The organism is Streptomyces sp. CA2R106 (assembly GCF_037034245.1).
GTDB lineage: Bacteria > Actinomycetota > Actinomycetes > Streptomycetales > Streptomycetaceae > Actinacidiphila.
In genome coordinates this window covers 1-20,384 of record NZ_JBAGKC010000031.1, presented here as the reverse complement: position 1 = coordinate 20,384, position 20,384 = coordinate 1, and the positions used below count along the sequence as shown (strand labels likewise).

18 protein-coding genes and 1 pseudogene are annotated in these 20,384 nt (G+C 73.6%); 10 read left to right on the top strand and 9 right to left on the bottom strand.

Annotated elements, in window-relative coordinates:
* Positions 1 to 459: 459 nt before the first annotated feature.
* Both WA788_RS30115 and WA788_RS30110 read right to left on the bottom strand, forming a co-directional pair.
* On the bottom strand, positions 460 to 1,068 hold the full coding sequence (locus WA788_RS30115) for a TetR/AcrR family transcriptional regulator (RefSeq protein WP_335982653.1): 609 nt from the start codon (positions 1,066 to 1,068) through the stop codon (positions 460 to 462).
* Positions 1,065 to 2,660, bottom strand: coding sequence for an MFS transporter (locus WA788_RS30110; RefSeq protein ID WP_335982652.1), 1,596 nt, complete (start codon positions 2,658 to 2,660; stop codon positions 1,065 to 1,067). The genes WA788_RS30115 and WA788_RS30110 overlap by 4 nt, the downstream gene beginning before the upstream one ends.
* Before the next feature lie 240 nt (positions 2,661 to 2,900).
* Here WA788_RS30110 and panB point away from each other — a divergent pair, with 240 nt between their 5' ends.
* From panB to WA788_RS30085, 5 genes are all read left to right on the top strand, one after another.
* Complete coding sequence (gene panB, locus WA788_RS30105; RefSeq protein ID WP_335982650.1) at positions 2,901 to 3,764, top strand: 3-methyl-2-oxobutanoate hydroxymethyltransferase; 864 nt, start codon at positions 2,901 to 2,903, stop codon at positions 3,762 to 3,764.
* Positions 3,765 to 4,105: 341 nt separating this feature from the next.
* Entirely contained in the window at positions 4,106 to 4,597 is a 492-nt protein-coding gene (locus WA788_RS30100; protein WP_335982774.1) for a sigma-70 family RNA polymerase sigma factor, read from the top strand.
* 5 nt (positions 4,598 to 4,602) lie between these two features.
* The gene (locus WA788_RS30095) at positions 4,603 to 5,310 is read left to right on the top strand and encodes an anti-sigma factor family protein (protein WP_335982772.1); all 708 of its coding nucleotides are present in this window, start codon (positions 4,603 to 4,605) and stop codon (positions 5,308 to 5,310) included.
* A 123-nt stretch (positions 5,311 to 5,433) separates the two neighbouring features.
* Entirely contained in the window at positions 5,434 to 6,486 is a 1,053-nt protein-coding gene (locus WA788_RS30090; RefSeq protein ID WP_335982648.1) for an ATP-binding cassette domain-containing protein, read from the top strand.
* Positions 6,483 to 7,313, top strand: coding sequence for an ABC transporter permease (locus tag WA788_RS30085; protein ID WP_335982646.1), 831 nt, complete (start codon positions 6,483 to 6,485; stop codon positions 7,311 to 7,313). Before WA788_RS30090 ends, WA788_RS30085 begins: the two co-directional genes overlap by 4 nt.
* Positions 7,314 to 7,381: 68 nt before the next feature.
* Here the strand turns inward: WA788_RS30085 and WA788_RS30080 are convergent, their stop codons facing one another.
* Positions 7,382 to 10,924, bottom strand: a complete 3,543-nt coding sequence (locus tag WA788_RS30080; RefSeq protein ID WP_335982644.1) for an AfsR/SARP family transcriptional regulator — start codon at positions 10,922 to 10,924, stop codon at positions 7,382 to 7,384.
* 217 nt (positions 10,925 to 11,141) lie between these two features.
* On the opposite strand from WA788_RS30080, the gene WA788_RS30075 reads away from it, so the two are divergent.
* Positions 11,142 to 11,927 (top strand): site-2 protease family protein, encoded by a 786-nt coding sequence (locus WA788_RS30075; protein ID WP_335982642.1) that lies wholly within the window; start codon positions 11,142 to 11,144, stop codon positions 11,925 to 11,927.
* A gap of 26 nt (positions 11,928 to 11,953) precedes the next feature.
* Here WA788_RS30075 and WA788_RS30070 read toward each other — a convergent pair whose 3' ends face one another.
* From WA788_RS30070 to WA788_RS30055, 4 genes are all read right to left on the bottom strand, one after another.
* Positions 11,954 to 12,148 carry a hypothetical protein gene (locus WA788_RS30070; RefSeq protein ID WP_335982639.1) on the bottom strand — a complete coding sequence of 65 codons (195 nt, stop codon included), beginning with the start codon at positions 12,146 to 12,148 and terminating at the stop codon, positions 11,954 to 11,956.
* Positions 12,149 to 12,222: 74 nt separating this feature from the next.
* The gene (gene npdG / locus WA788_RS30065; RefSeq protein WP_335982635.1) at positions 12,223 to 12,942 is read right to left on the bottom strand and encodes an NADPH-dependent F420 reductase; all 720 of its coding nucleotides are present in this window, start codon (positions 12,940 to 12,942) and stop codon (positions 12,223 to 12,225) included.
* Positions 12,943 to 12,988: 46 nt separating this feature from the next.
* The gene (locus WA788_RS30060) at positions 12,989 to 14,290 is read right to left on the bottom strand and encodes an MFS transporter (protein WP_443034119.1); all 1,302 of its coding nucleotides are present in this window, start codon (positions 14,288 to 14,290) and stop codon (positions 12,989 to 12,991) included.
* Between the two features lie 127 nt (positions 14,291 to 14,417).
* A complete protein-coding gene (locus tag WA788_RS30055; RefSeq protein ID WP_335982630.1) occupies positions 14,418 to 14,612 on the bottom strand; it encodes a hypothetical protein in 195 nt (64 codons plus the stop codon).
* Between the two features lie 117 nt (positions 14,613 to 14,729).
* Here WA788_RS30055 and map point away from each other — a divergent pair, with 117 nt between their 5' ends.
* Entirely contained in the window at positions 14,730 to 15,587 is an 858-nt protein-coding gene (gene map, locus WA788_RS30050) for a type I methionyl aminopeptidase (RefSeq protein ID WP_335982628.1), read from the top strand.
* Between the two features lie 62 nt (positions 15,588 to 15,649).
* Positions 15,650 to 16,693 (top strand): hypothetical protein, encoded by a 1,044-nt coding sequence (locus tag WA788_RS30045; RefSeq protein ID WP_335982626.1) that lies wholly within the window; start codon positions 15,650 to 15,652, stop codon positions 16,691 to 16,693.
* A 74-nt stretch (positions 16,694 to 16,767) separates the two neighbouring features.
* On the opposite strand, the gene WA788_RS30040 is transcribed toward WA788_RS30045, so the two are convergent.
* Complete coding sequence (locus WA788_RS30040; protein ID WP_335982624.1) at positions 16,768 to 17,556, bottom strand: bifunctional DNA primase/polymerase; 789 nt, start codon at positions 17,554 to 17,556, stop codon at positions 16,768 to 16,770.
* A gap of 214 nt (positions 17,557 to 17,770) precedes the next feature.
* Between WA788_RS30040 and WA788_RS30035 the strand changes: the two genes are divergently transcribed.
* Positions 17,771 to 18,421: a biliverdin-producing heme oxygenase gene (locus WA788_RS30035; protein WP_335982622.1), complete on the top strand. Its 651-nt coding sequence runs from the start codon at positions 17,771 to 17,773 to the stop codon at positions 18,419 to 18,421.
* A gap of 88 nt (positions 18,422 to 18,509) precedes the next feature.
* Here WA788_RS30035 and WA788_RS30030 read toward each other — a convergent pair whose 3' ends face one another.
* Positions 18,510 to 19,877 carry a helix-turn-helix domain-containing protein gene (locus tag WA788_RS30030; RefSeq protein ID WP_335982619.1) on the bottom strand — a complete coding sequence of 456 codons (1,368 nt, stop codon included), beginning with the start codon at positions 19,875 to 19,877 and terminating at the stop codon, positions 18,510 to 18,512.
* Positions 19,878 to 20,186: 309 nt separating this feature from the next.
* Between WA788_RS30030 and WA788_RS30025 the strand changes: the two are divergent.
* Positions 20,187 to 20,384 (top strand): annotated as a pseudogene (locus tag WA788_RS30025) (hypothetical protein); the annotation flags it as partial.

Sequence of the window (20,384 nt, the reverse complement as noted above, 5' to 3'; positions counted from 1 at the left end):
AAGCGGGCGCGCAGCCGGTCCCGGGCCCCGGCCGCCCCGGCGTCCGGCCCCACCGGGTCCGTGCCGTCCGTGCTGGTGTCCGTGCCGTTCTGCGCCTGGGTCATAGAAGTCCTTGCCTGCCTGCCACTTGCCGGTGCTTCGAACCCTAGAGCCTGCCGCGGTGATCGCCGCGACCGCCGCGGCGCCGCGCCGCCCGGCACGCGGATCCGCCCGGCACGCGCATCCGCCGTACCGCACCTCCGTCGTACCGCCGCGGGCACGCGCGCCGGTAGGGAGCGCCGTCGTACCGTCACCGGTCGCCGACTCCGAGCGACCGACTCTACGGGATTCGTATGTGAAGCGACGGTCAGGTGCGGGTCGCGGGTTCCGCGGGCGGTACGGATCGCCCGGACTGTGACGAGACCTGGACATAAGCGGCCGGCGGCCGTGACGGCGGCCCGGTCCGCGGCCGTTCGCGGGTCAGGCGCGCGGGCGCATCCCGTCCAGCAGCGTGTCCACCACCCGGTCGGCGAGGTCCGCCGGGAGCGACGCGTCCGGGTAGAGCGTGGCGCGGGACAGCACCGGGCCGACCACCATGTCGCAGAGCAGTTCCAGGTCGGCGCCCAGCTCGGGGCGGATCTCGCCGCTGGCGATGCCGCGTTCCAGCACCGCGACGAGCATCCGGCGGCGGCCGGCGATCACGGTGTCGTGGTAGCGCTGCCACAGGCCGGGGTTGCTCCGCATCTGCGTCACCATGGTGCGCAGCAGCGCCGACTCCCGCTTGGCGAGGCCGCGCCGGCGGATGAACTCCACCGCGCGCACCAGGTCCTCGCGCAGGTCGCCGGTGCCCGCGCCGGCCGGTGGCGGCGGGCCCTCGACGGTGGCGAGCACGTCGAGCAGCAGCGCCTCCTTGCCGGGCCAGCGCCGGTACAGCGTGGCCTTGCCGACGCCCGCGTGCCGGGCGATGCCCTCCATCGTCAGCTCACCGATCTGGGTGCCGTCGGCGATCAGCCGCAGGACGGCGTCGATGACGGTGCCGTCGACGGCGGCGTTGCGCGGGCGTCCGCGGCCGGAGAGGCCCTCCGTCACTGCTCGGCACCCACCATCTCCCGCTCTCCCGAGCCGCCGCCGGGCGCCGGGGACAGCGCGGACTTGGGCGGCAGGAAGACGTAGGCGACGACGCCGCCGAGGATCGCGACGGTCGCCGAGGCGGTCGCGGTGATGTGCATGGCGTGGATGAACGCGTCGTCGGCGGGCCGCACCAGGCTCGCGCCGCCCGGACCGAGGCGCTGGGCCACCCCGAGGGTCGCCTCGATGGACTCGCCGGCCGCGTGCCGCTGGCCGGCGGGCAGGTGGCCGAGGTGGGAGCTGATGCCGTTGCGGTAGACGGTGGACATCACCGAGCCGAGCACGGCCACCCCGAGGGCGCCGCCGACCTGGCGGAAGGTGTTGTTGACCGCCGAGCCGGACCCGGCCTTCTCCCGCGGCAGCGCGGACATGATCATCACCGTGGCGGGCGGCATGATGTGCGCCATCGCGGTGCCCATCACGAAGAACAGCACCTCCAGCTCCCAGATCGGGGTGGTCCGGCCGAGCAGGAGGAAGCCGAGGAAGGCGATCCCGGTCAGCACCATGCCGCCCGCGCACACCGCGCGGGCGCCGATCCGGTCGACCAGCAGCCGGGCGCGCGGCGCGAAGATCATCTGCGAGGCGGCGAGCGGGATCAGCAGCAGCCCGGAGCGCAGGGCGCTGTAGCCGCGCACCGACTGGTTGTAGAAGACGACGAAGAAGGTCACGCCCATCAGCGCGAAGAAGACCAGGCCGATCGCGGCGACGGAGGCGGCGAACTGCCGCTTCTTGAAGTAGCGCACGTCCAGGGCGGGGTGGTCGCTGCGGGCTTCGTACCAGACGAACACCCCGAGGATGGCCAGGCCCGCCACGGAGGTGCCCCACACCTCGGGGCGGGTGAAGTCGCCGTACTGGCCGCCCTTGATGATGCCGTAGATCAGCAGTACCAGGCCGGCGATGGACAGCAGCACGCCCAGCGGGTCGAGCCGGCCGGGCCGGGGGTCCTTGGAGTCGGGCACGATCAGGAACATCGCGATCAGCGCGACGACCACGATGGGCACGTTGACCAGGAAGACCGAGCCCCACCAGAAGTGCTGGAGCAGCAGCCCGCCGGTGATCGGGCCGACCGCGATCGCCAGGCCCACCACGCCGGCCCAGATGCCGATGGCGCGCGGCTGCTCCTCGCGCTCGAAGACGTTCATGATGATCGCCAGGGTGGCCGGCATGATCAGCGCGCCGCCCAGGCCCATCACCCCGCGCCACGCGATCAGTTGCCCGGCGGTCCCCGCGAACGCGGAGAGCGCCGAGCCGCCGCCGAACACGAACATGCCGGCGAGCAGCACCTTCTTGCGGCCCAGCCGGTCGCCGAGCAGCCCGGCGGTGAACAGCAGGCCGGCGAAGACCAGGGTGTAGGAGTTGATCGCCCATTCCAGCTCGCTCTGGCTGGCGCCGAGCCCGGTCGGGGCCGGCTGGGCGATCGTCTTCATCGCCACGTTCAGGATCGAGTTGTCCAGCACCACGACCAGCAGGCTGAACAGCAGGACGGTGAGGATCGCCCAGCGGCGGCGATGGATCACCTCGGGCACTTTTGTGACTATCGCATCAGCGGCCATCCCCCGAGCCTACCGCTTTTACGATACGGCCCCGTCTCGTATCGCAAAGCCCCGGCAAAGCCCCCAGCTCAGCCGCGGATCGGCCGGGGCGCCCGGGAACGGTCACGGGGCGGGGGTTGCCCGCGGGCGGCGGCCGGGCGGGTCCGGGGGTTTCCCGGCGGGGCCGGGCGTGCCAGCATGGGAGGTGGTCCGGGGACGCCGTCAGGGCGCCTCGAGATGACAACTGAAGGAGCCGTCACCATGACGCAGCTTCCGGCTGCCCAGAAGGCCGCCGACAACCCGAAAGCCCTCTACGGCGGGTCCGGCACCCGCCGCGTGACCGTGCGCGACCTCGGCGCCGCCAAGGAGCGCGGCGAGAAGTGGCCCATGCTCACCGCGTACGACGCGATGACCGCGTCGGTCTTCGACGAGGCCGGCATCCCGGTGCTGCTCGTCGGGGACTCGATGGGGAACTGCCACCTCGGCTACGACACCACCGTGCCGGTCACGCTCGACCACATGGCGATGCTGTCCGCCGCCGTGGTGCGCGGCACCCGGCGGGCCCTGATCGTCGCCGACCTGACCTTCGGGTCGTACCAGGAGGGCCCGGTGCAGGCCCTGCGCAGCGCCACCCGGCTGGTGAAGGAGGCGGGCGTCGGCGCGGTGAAGCTGGAGGGCGGCCGGCGCTCGCTGGCGCAGACCGAGGCGCTGGTCGAGGCCGGCATCCCGGTCATGGCGCACATGGGGCTGACCCCGCAGTCCGTGCACACCCTGGGCTACCGCGTCCAGGGCCGCGGCGACGAGGCGGCGCACCGCCTGGTCCAGGACGCGAAGGCCGCGCAGGACGCGGGCGCCTTCGCGCTGGTGCTCGAACTGGTGCCGGCGGAGGTCGCCGCCGAGATCACCAACGCGCTGGAGATCCCGGTGATCGGGATCGGCGCCGGGCCGGACACCGACGCGCAGGTGCTGGTGTGGACCGACATGGCGGGGATGACCGGCGGGAAGGTGCCGCGCTTCACCAAGCAGTACGCGGACCTGCGCCGCACCCTGGGCGACGCGGCGAAGGCGTACGCGCAGGACGTGGTGGGCGGGGAGTTCCCGGCGGCGGAGCACACCTTCCACTGAGCGGGGGAGCACACCTTCCACTGACCTGACGCAGGCGGGCGGGTCCGGTACGCCGGGCCCGCCCGGACTTTTCCACCCCGCGATCTGAGACATTCCGCCCCCGCGCCCGTATGGACCGGTGAGCGCCGCGGCCGCGGCGACCCTCCACACCTCCGGGAAGCCGTCCGCCGATGTCTCGATCCGCGATACGCGAACTCGACCGGGAGCCGCCGGTGCGGCAGGATGCGCCCGTGGACGGACCCCCGCCGGAGATACCGGAACAGGCCGGCGCGGTGCGCCCGCCCGGTCCCGGCCCGGAGCCGGACCTCGGCCCCGACCGCTCGGGCCCGGAGGAAGACCTCATGCGGGCCCTGTACCGCGAGCACGCGGGCGCCCTGCTGACCTATGTCCTCAAGCTCGTCGCGGGCGACCGCCACCTCGCCGAGGACGTCGTCCAGGAAACCCTGCTGCGGGCCTGGAAGAACGCCGCCCGGCTCGACCCGCGGGCCCGCTCCCTGCGGCCCTGGCTGATCACGGTGGCCCGCCGGATCGTCATCGACGGCCACCGCAGCCGCCAGGCCCGCCCGCCGGAGACCTCGCCCGCCGTGCTCGACCAGCTGCCCGCGCGCGACGAACTGGAGCGCTCGCTGCGCCTGATGACGATCTCCGACGCCCTCCAGGACCTGTCCGAAGCCCACCGCGAGGCGCTCGTGGAGACGTACTTCAAGGGCCGTACGGTCAGCGAGGCCGCCGAGGAGCTGGGGCTGCCGCCCGGGACCGTGCGCTCCCGGGTCTTCTACGCGCTGCGCGCCGCACGGAACGCGCTGGAGGAGAGAGGGGTGACCACCTCGTGACCCCCATGCCGCCCCATGTGGACGTGGGCGCCTACCTGCTCGGGGCGCTGGACGACGCGGAGATGTCCGCGTTCGAGGAGCACCTCGCCGAGTGCGACGCCTGCGGGCGGCAGCTCGACGAGCTGAGCGGCGTGGTGCCGGTCCTCGCCGAGCTGCGCGCGGACGGTGTCGGGATGCCCGGGCCGCCCGGCGACGCGCTGCTGGAGCGGATGCTGCGGCAGGTCGCCGGTGAGCGCCGGGCGCGGCGCAGGCGCCGGCTGGTCGCGGTCGCGGTGGCCGCGGTGCTGGTGGTCGGCGGCCCGGCGATCGCGGTGCTGGCCACCCGCGGCGGCGGCTCGGCGGCCCCCGCTGCCGCCGCGCAGGACTCGGCGAGAAACCCGTCGACCGGGCTGTCGGCGGTGGTGGGCCTGACGGACAAGGCGTGGGGCACCGAGGTGAGCCTGCGGCTGGCCGGGGTCTACGGGCCGGACCACTGCCACCTGGACGCGGTCGGCCGCGACGACTCCCGGGAGACGGTCGCGACCTGGTCGGTGCCGCAGGCCGGCTACGGCACGGGCGCGCATCCCCAGGCGCTGACCGTCAGCGGTGCCACCGGCATGCACCCGACGGCAATCAGCCGGTTCGAGGTGCGCACGGCCGACGGCACCCTGCTGCTGACCATCCCGCAGTCCGGCACCCAGCCGACCGACCGGCCGCGCGGCACCACCGGCTGACCTGCGGCGCCGCCCCCGCCGCACCACCGGTCGGGCGGGGCGCCGACCGCCGACATCCCGCCGACAGGGCGCTGTCGGCGGGATGTCGGTGCCGTGTCGGTGGGCCCGTGCAGGGTGGTGGACATGACGACGCGACTGACAGACAACGGTGGGACCGCCGCCGTCGAGGTGCGCGGTCTGGTCAAGCACTACGGACCGACCAAGGCACTGGACGGGGTGGATCTGGAGGTGCGCCAGGGCACGGTACTCGGCGTGCTCGGCCCGAACGGGGCCGGCAAGACCACGCTGGTGCGGGTGCTGTCCACGCTGGTGCAGCCGGACGCGGGCACCGCGCGGGTGGCGGGCTTCGACGTCCTCAGGCAGCCCCGGCAGCTGCGCCGGGTGATCGGCCTGACCGGGCAGTACGCCTCGGTGGACGAGAAGCTGTCCGGCCGGGAGAACCTGTACATGATCGGGCGGCTGCTGGACCTGTCCCGCAAGGACGCCCGGGCCCGCGCGGACGAGCTGCTGGAGCGGTTCTCGCTCACGGAGGCCGCCAAGCGGCCGGCGATGCAGTACTCCGGCGGGATGCGCCGCCGGCTGGACCTGGCGGCGAGCATGATCGGCCGGCCCGCGGTGCTCTACCTGGACGAGCCGACCACGGGCCTGGACCCCCGCACCCGCAACGAGGTGTGGGACGAGGTGCAGCGGATGGTCGCCGACGGCGCCACGGTGCTGCTCACCACGCAGTACATGGAGGAGGCCGAGCAGCTCGCGAACGAGCTGACGGTCATCGACCGCGGCCGGATCATCGCCGGCGGCAAGGTGGCCGAGCTGAAGGCGAAGGTCGGCGGCCGGACCCTGCGGATCAGGCCGAGCGAGCCGGCCGCGGCGGCCGGAATGGCCGACGCGATCGCGTCGGCGGGCCTGGACGGCGTCGCCGGCGCCCGGATCGACGAGGACGGCCTGGTCAGCGTGCCGATCCTCAGCGACGACCAGCTCACCGCGGTGGTGGGCGTGCTGGGCTCGCGCGGTTACGGCATCGCGCACATCGACACCCATCTGCCCAGCCTGGACGAGGTGTTCCTCGCCATCACCGGCCAGAAGTCCTCGGCGGCGCCCGGGGAGCAGCAGGACGCGGACGGCACGGCCGACCGTGCGCAGGACACGACCAAGAACGTGGAGGTCCCGGTATGAGCACCGCGACGGCGACGGTGACCGCCCCGGCGCGGGTCGCCTCGGACGAGGGCAGGATCGGCCTGCGGGCCAACCTGCGGCACATCGGCGCCCTCGCGCGCCGCAACATGCTCCAGATCAGGCAGGACCCCGAGTCGATGTTCGACGCGGTGCTGATGCCGGTGATCTTCACCCTGCTGTTCGTGTACGTCTTCGGCGGCGCGATCTCCGGCAAGGGCCACCAGCACGAGTACGTGAACTACGTGGTGCCCGGGCTGATGGCGATGATGGGCATGAACCTGTCCATGGCGGTCGGCAGCGGCATCAACGACGACTTCCGCAAGGGGGTCATGGACCGGTTCCGCACCATGCCGATCGCCCGGTCCACGGTGCTGATCGCGAAGATCGTGGTGGAGGTCGGCCGGCTGCTGATCGCGATCGCGATCCTGCTGGGCATGGGCTTCGCGCTGGGCATGTCCATCGGGACGGACGTGATGCACCTGGCGGCGGCGATCGTGCTGTCCGTGGTCTTCGGCGCCTCGCTGATGTGGATCTTCATTCTGCTGGGCCTGACCATGAAGACCGCCCAGGCGGTGCAGGGGGTGGGCATGCTCGTACTGATGCCGTTGCAGTTCGGCAGTTCGATCTTCGCCAGTCCGACCACGATGCCGGGGTGGCTGCACAACTTCACCAAGGTCAATCCGCTCTCCAACCTCGCGGACGCCTCCCGGGCGCTGATCAACGGCGGGGCGGTGGCGCACTCGGTGTGGATGACACTGGCCTGGGCGGTCGGCATCACCGCGGTCACCGCGCCGCTGGCGGTCGCCCGCTTCCGCAAGAAGACCTGATCCACGGCGGGCCCCGGCGGGCGGCCCGGCCCGCGAGGAGCCCGGCCCGTACGGGCCCCGAGGAGCGGTCAGTCCACGTCGCACATCAAGGCGACGGCCCCGGCGACGTCGAGGCCGTCGCCTTCGGCGTACGCGGCGGCGTAGCCGTCCTCGCCGAGCAGTTCGCGCAGCCGGGCGCGGGTCCGTTCGATGTCCCGCTTCTCCAGCGGCGGGATCGCCACCGGCCGCAGCCGGTCGTGCGCCGCCAGCAGCCGGACCGCCCGGGTCAGCCGGGCCGGCCCGGCGCCGGGCTCGGCCGCACCGAGGAGCAGCAGCAGTTCGGCGACGGCGGGCGTCATCACCATCGCCACCCGGGGGGCGATCACCCGGGCCAGCGGGTGGGCGTTCATCGCGTTGACGCCCGCGGAGAGGATGGCCAGGCCGCCGGCCGGGTCACCGGAGCGGCCGACGAGGTAGCCGCGGACGCCCTCGAGCATCCCGTCGACGAACCCGGGCACCGGGAAGGCGTTCTCCTTGCTCTCCGCGACGGTCCGCTCGACCAGGGCCAGCGCCTCGGGCACCCGGTCCAGCCGGGAGAGCAGGCCCGCCAGCTGCACCCGGCCGTAGAAGGCGGCGCCGAAGCTGGAGTTGCCGAACCGCTCGGCGTCGGCGATGCCCTCGCGCATCACCCGCTCGCCCTCCTCCACCTCGCCCAGGCTCGCCAGCGCCTCGCCGAGCCGGACCAGCACCACCGGCACGTGCTGGTGCGCCCCGACCTTGCGGGCCAGCACGATGCCCTCGCGGCAGCAGCGGGCCGCGCGCTGCCAGTCGCCCATGTTGCCCGCGGCCTCGGCCTCGCCCGACAGGGTCTCCGCGGTGCCCCACTCGTCGCCGATCCGCTCGAACAGCTGCCGGCTCTCGCCGATGTCGGCGAGTGAGAGGTCGAGCCGTTCGCTGATGTCGTTGTTGACCTTCGCCCGCAGTTGCAGGGTGTAGGCCAGCTCCCAGGTCCGGCCGAAGCGCCGGCAGCACGCGATGGTCTCGTTCATCAGCTCGTGCACCCGGTCGAAGTTGCCGGAGAAGAACGCCCCGAAGGCGCGGGTGATGCCGGGCTGGCGGGCCGACTGCGGCAGGTGCGGCGGGTAGGTCTCGATGAGGGCGGCGCCGGCCCGGATGATCCGCTCGTTCGACCACCAGTCGTCCTCGCCGTCATGACTGGACAGCTCCATGACGTGGACGTAGCGGCGGGCCTCCAGCAGCTGTTCGCCCTCCAGCGGCGGCGGGTCGTCCAGCAGGCCGCGCTCCAGCGGCACCAGGCTCGGCGGCTCGGCGAACGGGTCGGGGCCGAGCGCGGCGACCACGGCGGGCCAGTGCCTGCGCTCCGAGACGTAGTTGCGCACCTCCCAGAACCAGGCGCAGCCGATCACCAGCAGCAGCGCCTCCTGCTCGTCGCCGCCCGCCACCGCCCGGCCCAGCGCGGCCCGCAGGTTGTCGTGCTCGGTCTCCAGCCGCTCGAACCACAGGAGTTGGCCGCGCTCGCGCAGCTTCGGGTCGGCGGTGCGGACGTACTCGCGGAAGTGCACGATGTGGCGGCGCTCGATCAGGGCGCGCTCGCCGGACGCGTCGAGCCGCTCGGCGGCGTACTCGGAGATGGTCTCCAGCATGCGGTAGCGGGTGCCGTCACCGTGCTGGTCGGCGAGGACCAGGGACTTGTCGACGAGGGAGGCGAGCAGGGCGGCGGTGTCGGGCGGGGCTATCCACTCGGCGGGCGCCCCGCGGGCGGGGTCACCGGTCACGGGGTCGGCAGTTCCGGGGGCGGGGTCGGCGGTTCCGTAGCCGGGCGCGGGGCCGGCGGTTCCGGGGGCCGGGTCGGCGCAGACCGCCTCGACCGCGTCCAGCGTCCAGCCGCCGCGGAAGACCGCGAGCCGGCGCAGCAGCACCCGCTCGGCCGGCTCCAGCAGGTCCCAGGACCAGTCCACGACGGCGCGCAGCGTCTGCTGCCGCGGCAGGAGCGTACGGCTGCCGCCGGTGAGCAGGCGGAAGCGGTCGTCGAGCCGGTCGGCGAGCTGGCGCGGCGAGAGGCTGCGCAGCCGGGCCGCGGCCAGCTCGATCGCCAGCGGCAGGCCGTCCAGCCGCCGGCAGAGCTCCGCGCACGCCATCGGGTCGTCGTCGACCCGGAAGCCGGGGCGGGCGGCGGCGCCGCGGTCGGCGAGCAGCCGCAGCGCGGTCGGGTCCGGCAGCGGGTCCAGCGGCCGCACCAGCTCGCCCGGCACGCCCAGCGGTTCGCGGCTGGTGGCGAGCACCGACAGGCGCGGGCAGGAGGCGAGCAGCGACGCGGTGAGGGCGGCGGCCGCGTCGATGACGTGCTCGCAGTTGTCCAGGACGAGCAGCAGTTCGCGGCCGGTGCAGTAGTCGACGAGCTGCCGGGTCGCGTCGCGCGCGCCGGCCGCCTCGGCCGCGAGCGCCACCCCGGCGGCGCTGCCGTGGTGCAGCAGCGTCTCGCGCAGCCCGAGCGAGCTGATCACCGCTTCGGGGAGGGTGCGCGGGTCGCTGACCGGGGCCAGTTCGGCGTACCAGACGCCGTCCGGCCAGCGGCCCGCGACCAGGTCCCCGGCCTCCTGCGACAGCCGGGTCTTGCCGGTGCCGCCCGGGCCGGTGATCGTCACCAGCCGGCCCTGCGCCAGGTCGTGCCGCACCGCCGCGAGGTCCCGCTCCCGGCCCACGAAGCTGGTCAGCCGGGCCCGGGCGTTGCCGGGCGCGCTCACGGTGCCGCCGTGCGGTTCCGCCCCGGCGCCGGGCGTGCGGTCGTACGTCCACCCGGCGGGTCCGGAGCCGTTCGCGCCGGGCGGCAGCACGGCGTCCGGGGTGCGCGCGGCGTCCGGGGCGGGCTCGGCGGGCGGGGGCTGGACGTGCGGGGGCTGGAGGAGTTCCGCGTGCAGGCGGCGCAGCTCCTCGCCGGGGTCGGTGCCGAGTTGCTCGGCCAGGTCCCGGCGGACCGCCTCGTAGGCGGTGAGGGCTTCCGCGGTGCGGCCGGCGGCGCGCAGGGCCCGCAGGTGCAGGGCGCGCAGCGGCTCGTCCAGCGGGTGCGCGGCGGCCAGTTCGGCGAGTTCGGGCAGCACCTGCCCGGCCCGGCCGAGGGCGAGGTCGGCGGTGAGGCGGTGCCGGTGGGCGTCCAGCCGCAGGGCCTCGCTGCGGACGGCGGCGGTGCCGCGGTCGGGCAGGTCGGCCAGCGCGGGGCCGCGCCACAGCGCGAGCGCGTCGCCGAGCAGCCCGCCGGCCTTGACCGGGTCGCCGTCGGCCAGGGCCCGGGCGCCTTCCTCGGCGAGCCGCTCGAAGCGGTACAGGTCCACGTCGTCGCGGGCGGCCTGGAGCCGGTAGCCGCCGCCGAGCGAGGCGACCGCGTCGTGGCCCAGCGCCCGCCGCAGCCGTCCGACCAGGGCCTGGAGCGCGCCGACGGCGTCGGCGGGCGGCTCGCCCTGCCACACCTCGTCGATCAGGGCGTCCGCGCCGACCACCCGGCCGGGCCGCAGCGCCAGCGCGGTGAGCAGCGCGCGCAGGCGCCCGCCCGCGAGGGCGACGGGGGCGCCGTCCTCCCGCAGGGCCTGGGTGGGGCCGAGGATCGTGTATCGCACGGCCCCATTCTTACGGAGTCGGCGCGGCCGGTGTCACGAGGTGCGGCGCCCGGTACGGCCCGCTCGGGCCGGTGCCGGCCGTCCCCCGGGTGGCGCACCGGGCGGAACCGGGGCCGGCCGCCGTCCGTTCTGCGGACGAGGCACGTGTCCGAGCCCGCCCGGGATGGCATGATCGGGCGGCACCGCACCCGAACCCCGCCCCGCGAGGAGCCCGTACATGACCGTCACCCCGCTGCGTATGACCAGGAGAGGCGAGAACCGCCGGATCAGCCCGGTGTTCCTCGGCATCACCGCGGTGATGGTGGTCTCCGGCTGGGCGGTGTGGTCGGGCTACGCGTCCGACGCCGGCTTCGCGGTGTTCCTGTTCGTGCTCTCCGGCTGGCTGTTCTCGCTGTGCCTGCACGAGTACGCGCACGCCCGCACCGCCCTGCACAGCGGCGACACCAGCATCGAGGCCAAGGGCTATCTGACGCTGAACCCGCTGAAGTACGCCAACGCGGCGCTGTCGATCCTGCTGCCGCTGATCTTCGTGGTCCTGGGCGGTATCGGCCTGCCGGGCGGCGCGGTGCTCATCGAGCGCAACCGCATCCGCGGCCGGCTGCGGCACAGCCTGATCTCGGCGGCGGGCCCGCTGGTCAACGTGGCCTTCGCGGTACTGCTGATGCTGCCCTTCACGCTCGGTCTCGCCGACTCCTGGCCGCAGGACTTCCGGGCCGCCCTGGGGTTCCTCGGGCTGCTCCAGGTGACCGCGGCGATCATGAACTTCCTGCCGATCCCGGGCCTCGACGGCTACGGCGTGCTGGAGCCGTGGCTGTCGTACGAGGTGCGCCGGCAGGTGCAGCCGTTCGCGCCGTTCGGGATGCTCGCGGTTTTCGGGGTGCTCTACATCCACTCGGTCAACGTGAAGTTCTTCAACGCGATGTACCACGTCATGACGTGGTTCAAGGTGCCGGACTGGATGCCGTCCTACGGCTACTACCTCTTCCAGTTCTGGCGCCACTGAGCGGCGCGGGACACTGCCGCGCCGCCTCACCCGGCGGTGTGCTGCTGCCCGGCGGCCGCCGCCAGCTTGGCCCTGCGGTAGTAGTACCAGCACATGTTGCTGGTCAGACCGGCGAGCAGCACCCAGACCACCCCGATCCAGTGGCCGTTGACGAAGGAGACCACCGCGGCCGCCACGGCCAGCAGGCACACGATCAGGGAGTAGAGGGCGAGGCGGGGCATGGCGGTCGGGCTCCTGTGCTGGTCGGGGGTGCGGCGGGAGGTTCGGCGGGGGGATTCGGCCGGGGCCGGGCCGGTCACACGTCGGTGAGGCGCAGGCCGGCGTGGGCCTTGTAGCGGCGGTTGACGGAGATCAGGTTGGCCACCAGGGACTCGACCTGGTGGGCGTTGCGCAGGCGTCCGGCGAAGACACCGCGCATGCCGGGGATGCGGCCGGCGAGGGCCTGTACGAGGTCGGTGTCCTTGCGGGAGTCGCCGAGCACCATCACGTCGGTGTCGATCGTCTCCACCCCCGGGTCCTGGAGCAGCACCGCGGACAGGTGGTGGAAGGCGGCGGTGACGCGGGAGTCCGGGAGCAGCGCGGCGGCCTGCTGGGCGGCGCTGCCCTCGTCGGGGGTGAGCGCGTAGGCGCCCTGCTTGTCGAAGCCGAGCGGGTTGACGCAGTCGACGACGAGCTTGCCGGTGAGCGGCTCGCGCAGCGCCTCGAGGGTCTTCGCGTGGCCCTCCCAGGGGACGGCCACGATCACGATGTCGCTGCGGCGGGCGCACTCGGCGTTGTCCGCGCCCTGCACGCCGGTGGCGCCGAACTCGCCCGCGGCCAGTTCGTCCGCGGCGGCCTGGGCGCGGGCGGCGTCGCGCGAGCCGATCACCACGGACTGCCCGGCCCGCGCCAGGCGGTAGGCCAGGCCCCGGCCCTGGTCGCCGGTGCCGCCCAGCACCCCCACGGTCAGGTCGGACACGTCGGGCAGCGCCCAGGGGTCCTTGGCTGCGGGCTTCTTCACGTCGTCAGCGGTCATGACCCCTATCTTCCCACCGGCCGCCCTCCCGCCCGCTTCCGGGCGGCTACGCGGGCAGCGCGTCGTCGGCGGTCGTGTCGTCGGGGACGTCGGCCGGGCTGTCGGCGGGGGCGGCCGGTTCCACCGGAGGCGCGTTCCGCGAGTCGTACGCCATCAGGGCGGGCAGGAACAGCGCCAGCAGGCCCACGGAGGCGACGCAGGCCAGCCCGCCGGACCAGACCGAGATCCGCGCGGTGCCGAGCGCGGCGACGCCGCCGGAGCGGACCTGCCCGAGCTGCGGCCCGGTGGAGTACGACAGCAGCTCGATCCCGGCCAGCCGCCCGCGCAGGGAGTCGGGGATGGTCTCGTTCCACATGGTGGAGCGGCCGATGCCGCTGACCATGTCGCAGGCGCCGGCCGCCCCGAGGAAGACCAGCACCACCCAGATGTGGCCGGTCCAGCCCGCGCAGGCCATCGCCAGCCCCCAGCCGGCGGCCGCGTAGACCACCATCCGGCCGTGCCGCCGCACCCGCGTGGCCCAGCCGCTGGTGAGGCTGACCAGCAGCGAGCCGACCGACCCGGCGGCGTACATCAGGCCGAGCGACCAGCGGGCGTGCAGGTCGTCGGCGAGGAAGGGGAAGATCGCGGCCGGGTAGGCGAAGAACATCGCGGCCATGTCGATCAGGTAGGTGCCCAGCAGTTCCTTGCGGCTCCAGGCGTAGCGGGCGCCCTCGGCGATGCCGCGCAGCGACGGCGGGCGGGCGTCGTGGGCGGCGGGCGAGCGGCGCAAGAACACGCTGAGGGCGACGGAGACGGCGAAGGTGGCCGCGTCGACGCCGTAGGACCAGCCCAGGCCCGCGTAGGCGATGACCAGGCCCGCGGCGGAGGGGCCGGCGATCGCGCCGATCTGCCAGCGCAGGGCGTTCAGCGAGGCGGCCGCGGCCAGTTGGTCGCGGGGCACGATGCGCGGCACGATCGCGTCCAGCGCGGGCCGTTGCAGGCCGGCGAGCGCGCTGGACAGGGCGGCGCCGGCGTACAGCGGCCACACCGCGGGGTGCGGGGCGAGCGCGTTGGCCAGCAGGCCGACCACCAGCAGGCCCTGCGCGGCCTCGGCGGCGACGATCAGCGTCTTGCGGTCGACGGCGTCGGCGAGCGCGCCGCCGTAGAGCCCGAAGACGATCAGCGGCACGAGCTCGACCGCGCCCACCGCGCCGACCGCGACCGCCGAGCCGGTGATGTCCTTGATCTGGACCGGCAGCGCGACCATCGTCAGGAAGCTGCCGAAGTTCGTCACCACCCCCGCGGTCCACATCAGCCGGAAGTCGCGGGAACTGCGCCAGGGCGCGAGGTCGGGCAGGAGACGCTTCAGCTTCACCCGGGTGAATCTGCCGGGCGCAGGGGGGCGCGGGCAACGTGTTTTCCGGCACGTCCGCCGCCCGCGGTGCAGGTCAGGCGGGTGGACGGCGCCTGGCGGGCGGTGCCTTGGGCCCGGGGGCTCAGTCCTGGGCGTCCCAGTCGTCGTTGCGCTCCGCGACGCGCTCCATCGCGTGCTCGGCCTCCGCCTTGGTCGGGTAGGGCCCGAAGCGGTTCTTCGCCGGGCAGTCCGGCCCCTCCTCGACCCGCTGGTGCTTCAGGCAGTAGAACCACTCGCCCGGCTTGCCCGCGGGCTTGTCCGCCTTGTGGAACACCATGACGCTCTCCCTCGCTCGCGGCCGCCACCGGCCGTGTCCCGACGCCGCCCGCCGTAGGCGGCCGCACGGCCCGGACCTCCTCATCGTGCCCGATCTCCCGTGGATACACTCGTCGGCATGTCTGGTCAGTCGCCGCTCGTGCCCGGCACTCTGTCCCCCTCCCGCCAGGTCCCGGGGTCGATCCCGCGGCCCGAGTACGTCGGCCGGCCGGGCCCCGCCGCGTACACCGGCTCCGAGGTGCAGGACGAGGAGACCGTCGAACGGATGCGGGTCGCCTCGCGGATCGCGGCGCGGGCGATGGCCGAGGCCGCGAAGGCGGTGGCGCCGGGGGTGACGACGGACGAGCTGGACCGGATCGCCCACACCTACATGGTCGACCACCGGGCCTACCCCTCCGACCTGGGCTACCGCGGCTTCCCCAAGTCGATCTGCACCTCCGTCAACGAGGTCATCTGCCACGGCATTCCGGACTCGACGGTGCTGCGCGACGGCGACATCGTCAACCTCGACGTCACCGCGTTCATCCACGGCGTGCACGGCGACTGCAACGCGACGTATCTCGTGGGCGACGTGGCCGAGGAGTCGCGGCTGCTGGTGGAGCGCACCGAGGAGGCGCTGAACCGGGCGATCAAGGCGGTCCGGCCGGGCCGCCGGCTGAATGTGATCGGGCGGGTCATCGAGTCGTACGCCAAGCGCTTCGGCTACGGCGTGGTGCGGGACTTCACCGGGCACGGCATCCACACCGCCTTCCACTCGGGCCTGATCGTGCCGCATTACGACGACCCGCGGGCGACCACGGTGCTGCGGCCCGGGATGACCTTCACCATCGAGCCGATGCTCACGCTGGGCACCCACGAGTACGACATGTGGGCGGACGGCTGGACGGTCGTCACCAAGGACCGCAGGCGCACGGCCCAGTTCGAGCACACGCTGGTCGTGACGGCCGACGGCGCCGAGGTCCTCACGCTCCCCTGACGGGCGGCGCCCGGTAGGGTTTGCGGCGATCCCCATCGGGTACGAAGGAGAGCCGACGCGCCATGATCCGCCGCAGGTTGTGCCTCGGGGCCGCCGCCATCGCGCTGACCGTGCCGCTGGCCGGCTGCGTGACCGTGCACGGCGAGCGCGCACTTGTTCCGTCGCTCCGGCCCGCCGAGGCGGCCAAGGTGCTGGCGGACTTCGCCGCGCAGAACAACAAGGCGACCAGGGCCTACGACGAGCAGGCGATCACCGCCGCCGAGGCGGGGCCGCTGGGTGCGATCGACCAGGCCGGGGTACGCGCGAAGCACGCCAACAACCCGGGCGGGAACAAGAGTTACTCGCCGCTGAAGTTCTCCGACGCGAAGTTCCTCATCCCCGAGCAGCGCGGCTGGCCGAAGTTCTTCGTCGCGGAGGCGAAGACGAACCGCAACGGGGACGCGCGCTGGCTGCTGGTGTTCCGCCACGGCGGGGCGCGGCAGCCGTGGAAGGCCGACTTCCTCGGGGTGGCCACGGCGGACGAACTGCCGGACTTCGCCGTCGACAAGGCCGGGCACGCCGAGGCGGTGCCGCTGGCGGGTACCGATCTGGCGGTGCAGCCGGGGCAGTTGAGCGCGCAGTACGCGAACTACCTCGACAGCGGTGCCGGTGCGTCCGGGGGTTCCGGCAAGTCCGGTGCTTCCGGCGGGTCCGGTTCCGGGTCCGGGAAGAACGGGGCCGCTGCGGCCGGGGTGTTCGCGGACGGGCCGGCCACCTCCGGGCTCAAGGACAGCCGCGCGAAGTCCGCGCACACCGCCAGCACCGTGACGCAGTACGCCGACCAGGCCGATGTCGCGGGCGACTTCGCGCCGGTCGCGCTGCGCACCACCGACGGCGGCGCCGTCGTCTTCTTCGGCTCCCGCCACCAGTCGCGGGCGACCTTCCGCGCCGACCACCCGCTCACCCTCGACGACGACACCAAGGCGCTCACCTCCGGCACCCCGAAGACGTCGATCACCCTCTACCGGGTGGCGCAGAGCATGGTGCGGGTGCCGCCGAAGAAGGCGGGCGCGAAGGTCACGTTCGTGAGCTACCTGACGGGCCTGGTCTCGGCGAAGGGCGAGTAACCGGGCCGGGAGCCGAACCATCGGCCGGGCCGCCGGCGGGCGGTGCGGGTCGGCGCCTGGCGGGCGTGCCGGTGTCAGCGGCCCCAGGCGACCGGCGCGGGCTCGAACTCGTAGCCGAACTGGGCGCAGGCGTCGGTGAGGATGGCGAGCACCGGCAGCGGGTCGGGCAGCGGCAGGTCCGGGCCATGGCCGTCGAGCCACTGGACGCTGTGGCCGGAGGGCAGCCGCGCGGGCGGCAGCAGGACGTAACTGCCGCGGCAGTGCCAGCGGATGCCGGGGTGCTCGTCGGCGGTCTCGGGGTGGCTGTCCAGCGCGCAGGGCCACCACTCGTCCTCGTCGGCGGGGGTGCCGCGGGTGGCGGTGAAGAACAGCAGCCGCTCCTCGCCGTGGGCGGCGACCGGCCCGAGCGTCGCCGCGTCGGCCGTCAGCCGCTCCAGGGCGAGCCGGCCGGCGTCCGCAGGCACGTCGAGCACGTCGTGGCCGATGCCGGTCGCGGTGACGAAGTTCGCCAGCGGGTGGGTGCGCAGCCAGTCCTCGACGCGCTGGGGATCGGTGGACGCCTGGGTCTGCCAGGCGAGCGAGACCGGGTGCAGGCCGGGGATCGGACAGCCGATCCGCTCGCAGGAACAGCCGTAGTTCTCCGGGTGGGCAGCCGGGACCAGCCGGAAGCCGGCCACGGCCGCGGCCCGGGTCAGCTCGTCGCGCCGCGGGTCGGGGCCGGCGGGGCCGGAGCGGGAGCCGCGCGCGGCGCGCGGTGTCCGGGCGGGGCGGACCGGGCGGGTGGGGCGCTCGGCGGGCGAGTCGGACGAGCCGCTGTCCGCGCCGCGGCGCAACCAGTCGGACAACCTGTTCCTGCCTGCCATCGAGCTCCTTCCCTCGCCCCTGGGCCACCGCGATACCCGACACGGTACGCCGACGGTGGAGGCAATCCTGCCTCCTACCTGGATTGAACAGCCACTCGGGGTGGAAGTCTTCCCGTGCAACCTTTACCGACGAGATGTCGGCAAGACCTTGACCGATCGAACGCGGCACGTCTTACTTAGGTATACCTAACTCGTTGACTTCCGGGAGACCGCCTTGCCGCCGCTGCCTGTCGCCACGCCCTTCTCGACCGTCATCCGCACCGCGAGCCAGGACCTGCACACCGAGGTCAACAACACCTCGTTCATGAGCGACATGCTCGGCGGGCGGCTCGGCGTCGAGGCGTACGCCCGCTACACCGAGCAGCTGTGGTTCGTCTACCGCGCGCTGGAGGACGGCGCGGCCGCGCTCGCCGGCGACCCCGTGGCCGGGCCCTTCCTCTTCCCCGAGCTCTCGCGGGTGCCCTCCCTGGAGCGGGACCTCGCACACCTGCGCGGGCCCGGCTGGCAGCAACGGGCCACCCCCGTGCCCGCCACCGCCGCGTACGCCGCCCGCATCGCCGAGGTCGCGGACACCTGGCCGGCGGGCTACGTCGCCCACCACTACACCCGCTACCTCGGGGACCTCTCCGGCGGGCAGGTCGTGCGCGACACCGCGCAGAAGACCTGGGGGTTCGACCACAAGGGGGACGGCGTCCGCTTCTACGTCTTTGACGGCATCCCCAACCCCGCCGCCTTCAAGCGGTCCTACCGCGCCCTGCTCGACGCGCTCCCCCTCGACGCCCCCGAACAGGCCCGCGTCATCGCCGAGTCCCGCCGCGCCTTCACCTTCAACGGCGCCCTCCTCGCCGACCTCGCCACCGCCTGACGTCTTTTGGCGGCGCCGTGTTCCCCCGGGTGCGCTGATTCCCCCCGGGGGGCGGTCTACGGCGGGCCGTCGCGGCCGAGCATGCCCGTCAAGCAAGGGCCATGCGCAGGTCTCGGGCCAGGCCCGGAGCCATGTCGCAGATCGTGTCGCAGAGGGCCGCCGTCCGTTCCCGGACGAGCCCGCTGCGGTATGCAGGCGGCAGGTTCTCCCACACTCCATGGGCCCTTTCGGCGGCCTCTGCGCTGTCCCCTTCGGCGCTGAGGCAGGCCGCCCTGTCGATGTCCAGCAGGGCTCGGGTCATCACGGAAGGCGTCCGCGTCAGGGCGAGGGCGGCGTCCTGTTCGGCGTACGCGTCCTTTGTGCTGCCCAGCAGGGTGAACGTCTGGGAGAGGTGGACGTGGTGCTTCTGCAACGGGTAGCCGAACCAGGTGTCGGCGGCCTGGGAGCCGTCCAGTTGCCCGGCGATGGTGCGAGCGTCGGCCACCCCGCGCAGCGCGCCCATGCGGTCACCGTTCGCGGCAAGCGCCCGCGCGCCGACGGCCGCGGCAAGCGCCGCTGACGCGGAGGGCGCCCGCCCGGCTGCGGCGCGGGCCTGGACCGACAAGGCGGCGGCCGCTTCCGGGGCACCGTAGTTGAGCGGCACCATCGCATGGCGGGCGAGCGTCCAGGCGAGCATCTGACGGTCACCGGACTCCCTGGCGGCCCGTTCAGCGGTGGCGAACCAGCGATGGGCTTCACGCTGGTCCCCGCGATCATGCTGAACGATCGCCACCAGCCCGGCGATCCCGGCCGCCGTACGGGCGAGCTGGGTGCGGGCGGCTGCCGGGTGCGGCCGGTTGAGCACATCCCGGAGCAGATCCAGGTCCGCACGCATCTGCCCGAGGACATCCGTGGGGGGCCGGCCCCGATAGCCACCGCGGTGGCGCTCGAACGCGCCTTCCAGGTAAGCGAGGTCCCCCGCGTCCGAACCCGTCAGGGCGGTGTCGATGCCCTGCCGCGCCGTCGCGAGCCCGGACAGCGCTCCCGGTTCCGTTGCGGCAACCGCGAACACCCCGAGGAAGTGCCGTCTGTCCACCGCCGTACCGTCCTCTCCGCCGCCGCCCGCAACTCCCACGCCGCCCCCTTCAACGGTACGGGCCCCCGGCGCCGGATGAACAGCATGAACGGGGCACATGCCTGCATGTTCGAGCACGGCCTCGGTTGTCGGGCTGCGCGCGTGCTGGGCCGCACGCTCCAACTCGGAAAGGGGCGTGTCGAGAGCGCGGGCCAGGTACGGCAGCCATACGTCAGGAATACGCACGCCCCGCTCCCAACGCGACACCTCATGCCGCGTGATCGACGTCGTACCGGATAACTCGGAAAGAAACGCGGCCAGTCGGCTCTGCGACCTTCCCGTGCGGTTCCGCAGCCCTGTGAGGTAGGCGCCGAACTGGCGGCGCCGTTCATCGTCGTTCACGCTGACCCTCCTCAAGCCGTCTGGCCCCCTCCCGGCCCCCTGTCTGGCTCCCCACCCGAATGGCTTCAAGCGTTTCGATGGACCGGATGGACCCCGGCGGCCGTGCGAGCGGCCCCGGGGCGTGGCCGATCCGTCACCGTTCCGAGGAGCAGCAGATCGACATGCAGGAAACTACTGGGTTTGCGGGCCTGGACACGGACCCGGCGCATCGCCTGTCGCCAGCGGCATTGCTGGAGGACCTCTCGTAGCTCGGTCGCAGCAGAACCCGAACCCTTCGGACCACATCGGAGAAAAGGAAGAGACGCCCGCATGGAGAACGACGACGACATCACGATCGGCGACGGCAACGGAAACGGGAATGCCAGGGGTAAGAACGTCCGGGCGGTGGACCGGTTTTCGGCACGGGCGCTGTACGCCAACCGGCTCGCGTACGAACGCGAACGCTCCGGGATGAGCCTGGTGCAACTCGGCGAGAAATGCCGGTACGAGCAGTCGTACCTGCACCGC

Excerpts from the sequence above, each read along its gene's own strand:
- WA788_RS30110 (WP_335982652.1), bottom strand. The coding sequence starts at position 2,660 with ATGGCCGCTGATGCGATAGTCACAAAAGTGCCCGAGGTGATCCATCGC.
- panB (WP_335982650.1), top strand. The coding sequence starts at position 2,901 with ATGACGCAGCTTCCGGCTGCCCAGAAGGCCGCCGACAACCCGAAAGCC.
- WA788_RS30100 (WP_335982774.1), top strand. The coding sequence starts at position 4,106 with ATGCGGGCCCTGTACCGCGAGCACGCGGGCGCCCTGCTGACCTATGTC.
- WA788_RS30095 (WP_335982772.1), top strand. The coding sequence starts at position 4,603 with ATGCCGCCCCATGTGGACGTGGGCGCCTACCTGCTCGGGGCGCTGGAC.
- WA788_RS30090 (WP_335982648.1), top strand. The coding sequence starts at position 5,434 with ATGACGACGCGACTGACAGACAACGGTGGGACCGCCGCCGTCGAGGTG.
- WA788_RS30085 (WP_335982646.1), top strand. The coding sequence starts at position 6,483 with ATGAGCACCGCGACGGCGACGGTGACCGCCCCGGCGCGGGTCGCCTCG.
- WA788_RS30075 (WP_335982642.1), top strand. The coding sequence starts at position 11,142 with ATGACCGTCACCCCGCTGCGTATGACCAGGAGAGGCGAGAACCGCCGG.
- WA788_RS30070 (WP_335982639.1), bottom strand. The coding sequence starts at position 12,148 with ATGCCCCGCCTCGCCCTCTACTCCCTGATCGTGTGCCTGCTGGCCGTG.
- npdG (WP_335982635.1), bottom strand. The coding sequence starts at position 12,942 with ATGACCGCTGACGACGTGAAGAAGCCCGCAGCCAAGGACCCCTGGGCG.
- WA788_RS30055 (WP_335982630.1), bottom strand. The coding sequence starts at position 14,612 with ATGGTGTTCCACAAGGCGGACAAGCCCGCGGGCAAGCCGGGCGAGTGG.
- map (WP_335982628.1), top strand. The coding sequence starts at position 14,730 with ATGTCTGGTCAGTCGCCGCTCGTGCCCGGCACTCTGTCCCCCTCCCGC.
- WA788_RS30045 (WP_335982626.1), top strand. The coding sequence starts at position 15,650 with ATGATCCGCCGCAGGTTGTGCCTCGGGGCCGCCGCCATCGCGCTGACC.
- WA788_RS30040 (WP_335982624.1), bottom strand. The coding sequence starts at position 17,556 with ATGGCAGGCAGGAACAGGTTGTCCGACTGGTTGCGCCGCGGCGCGGAC.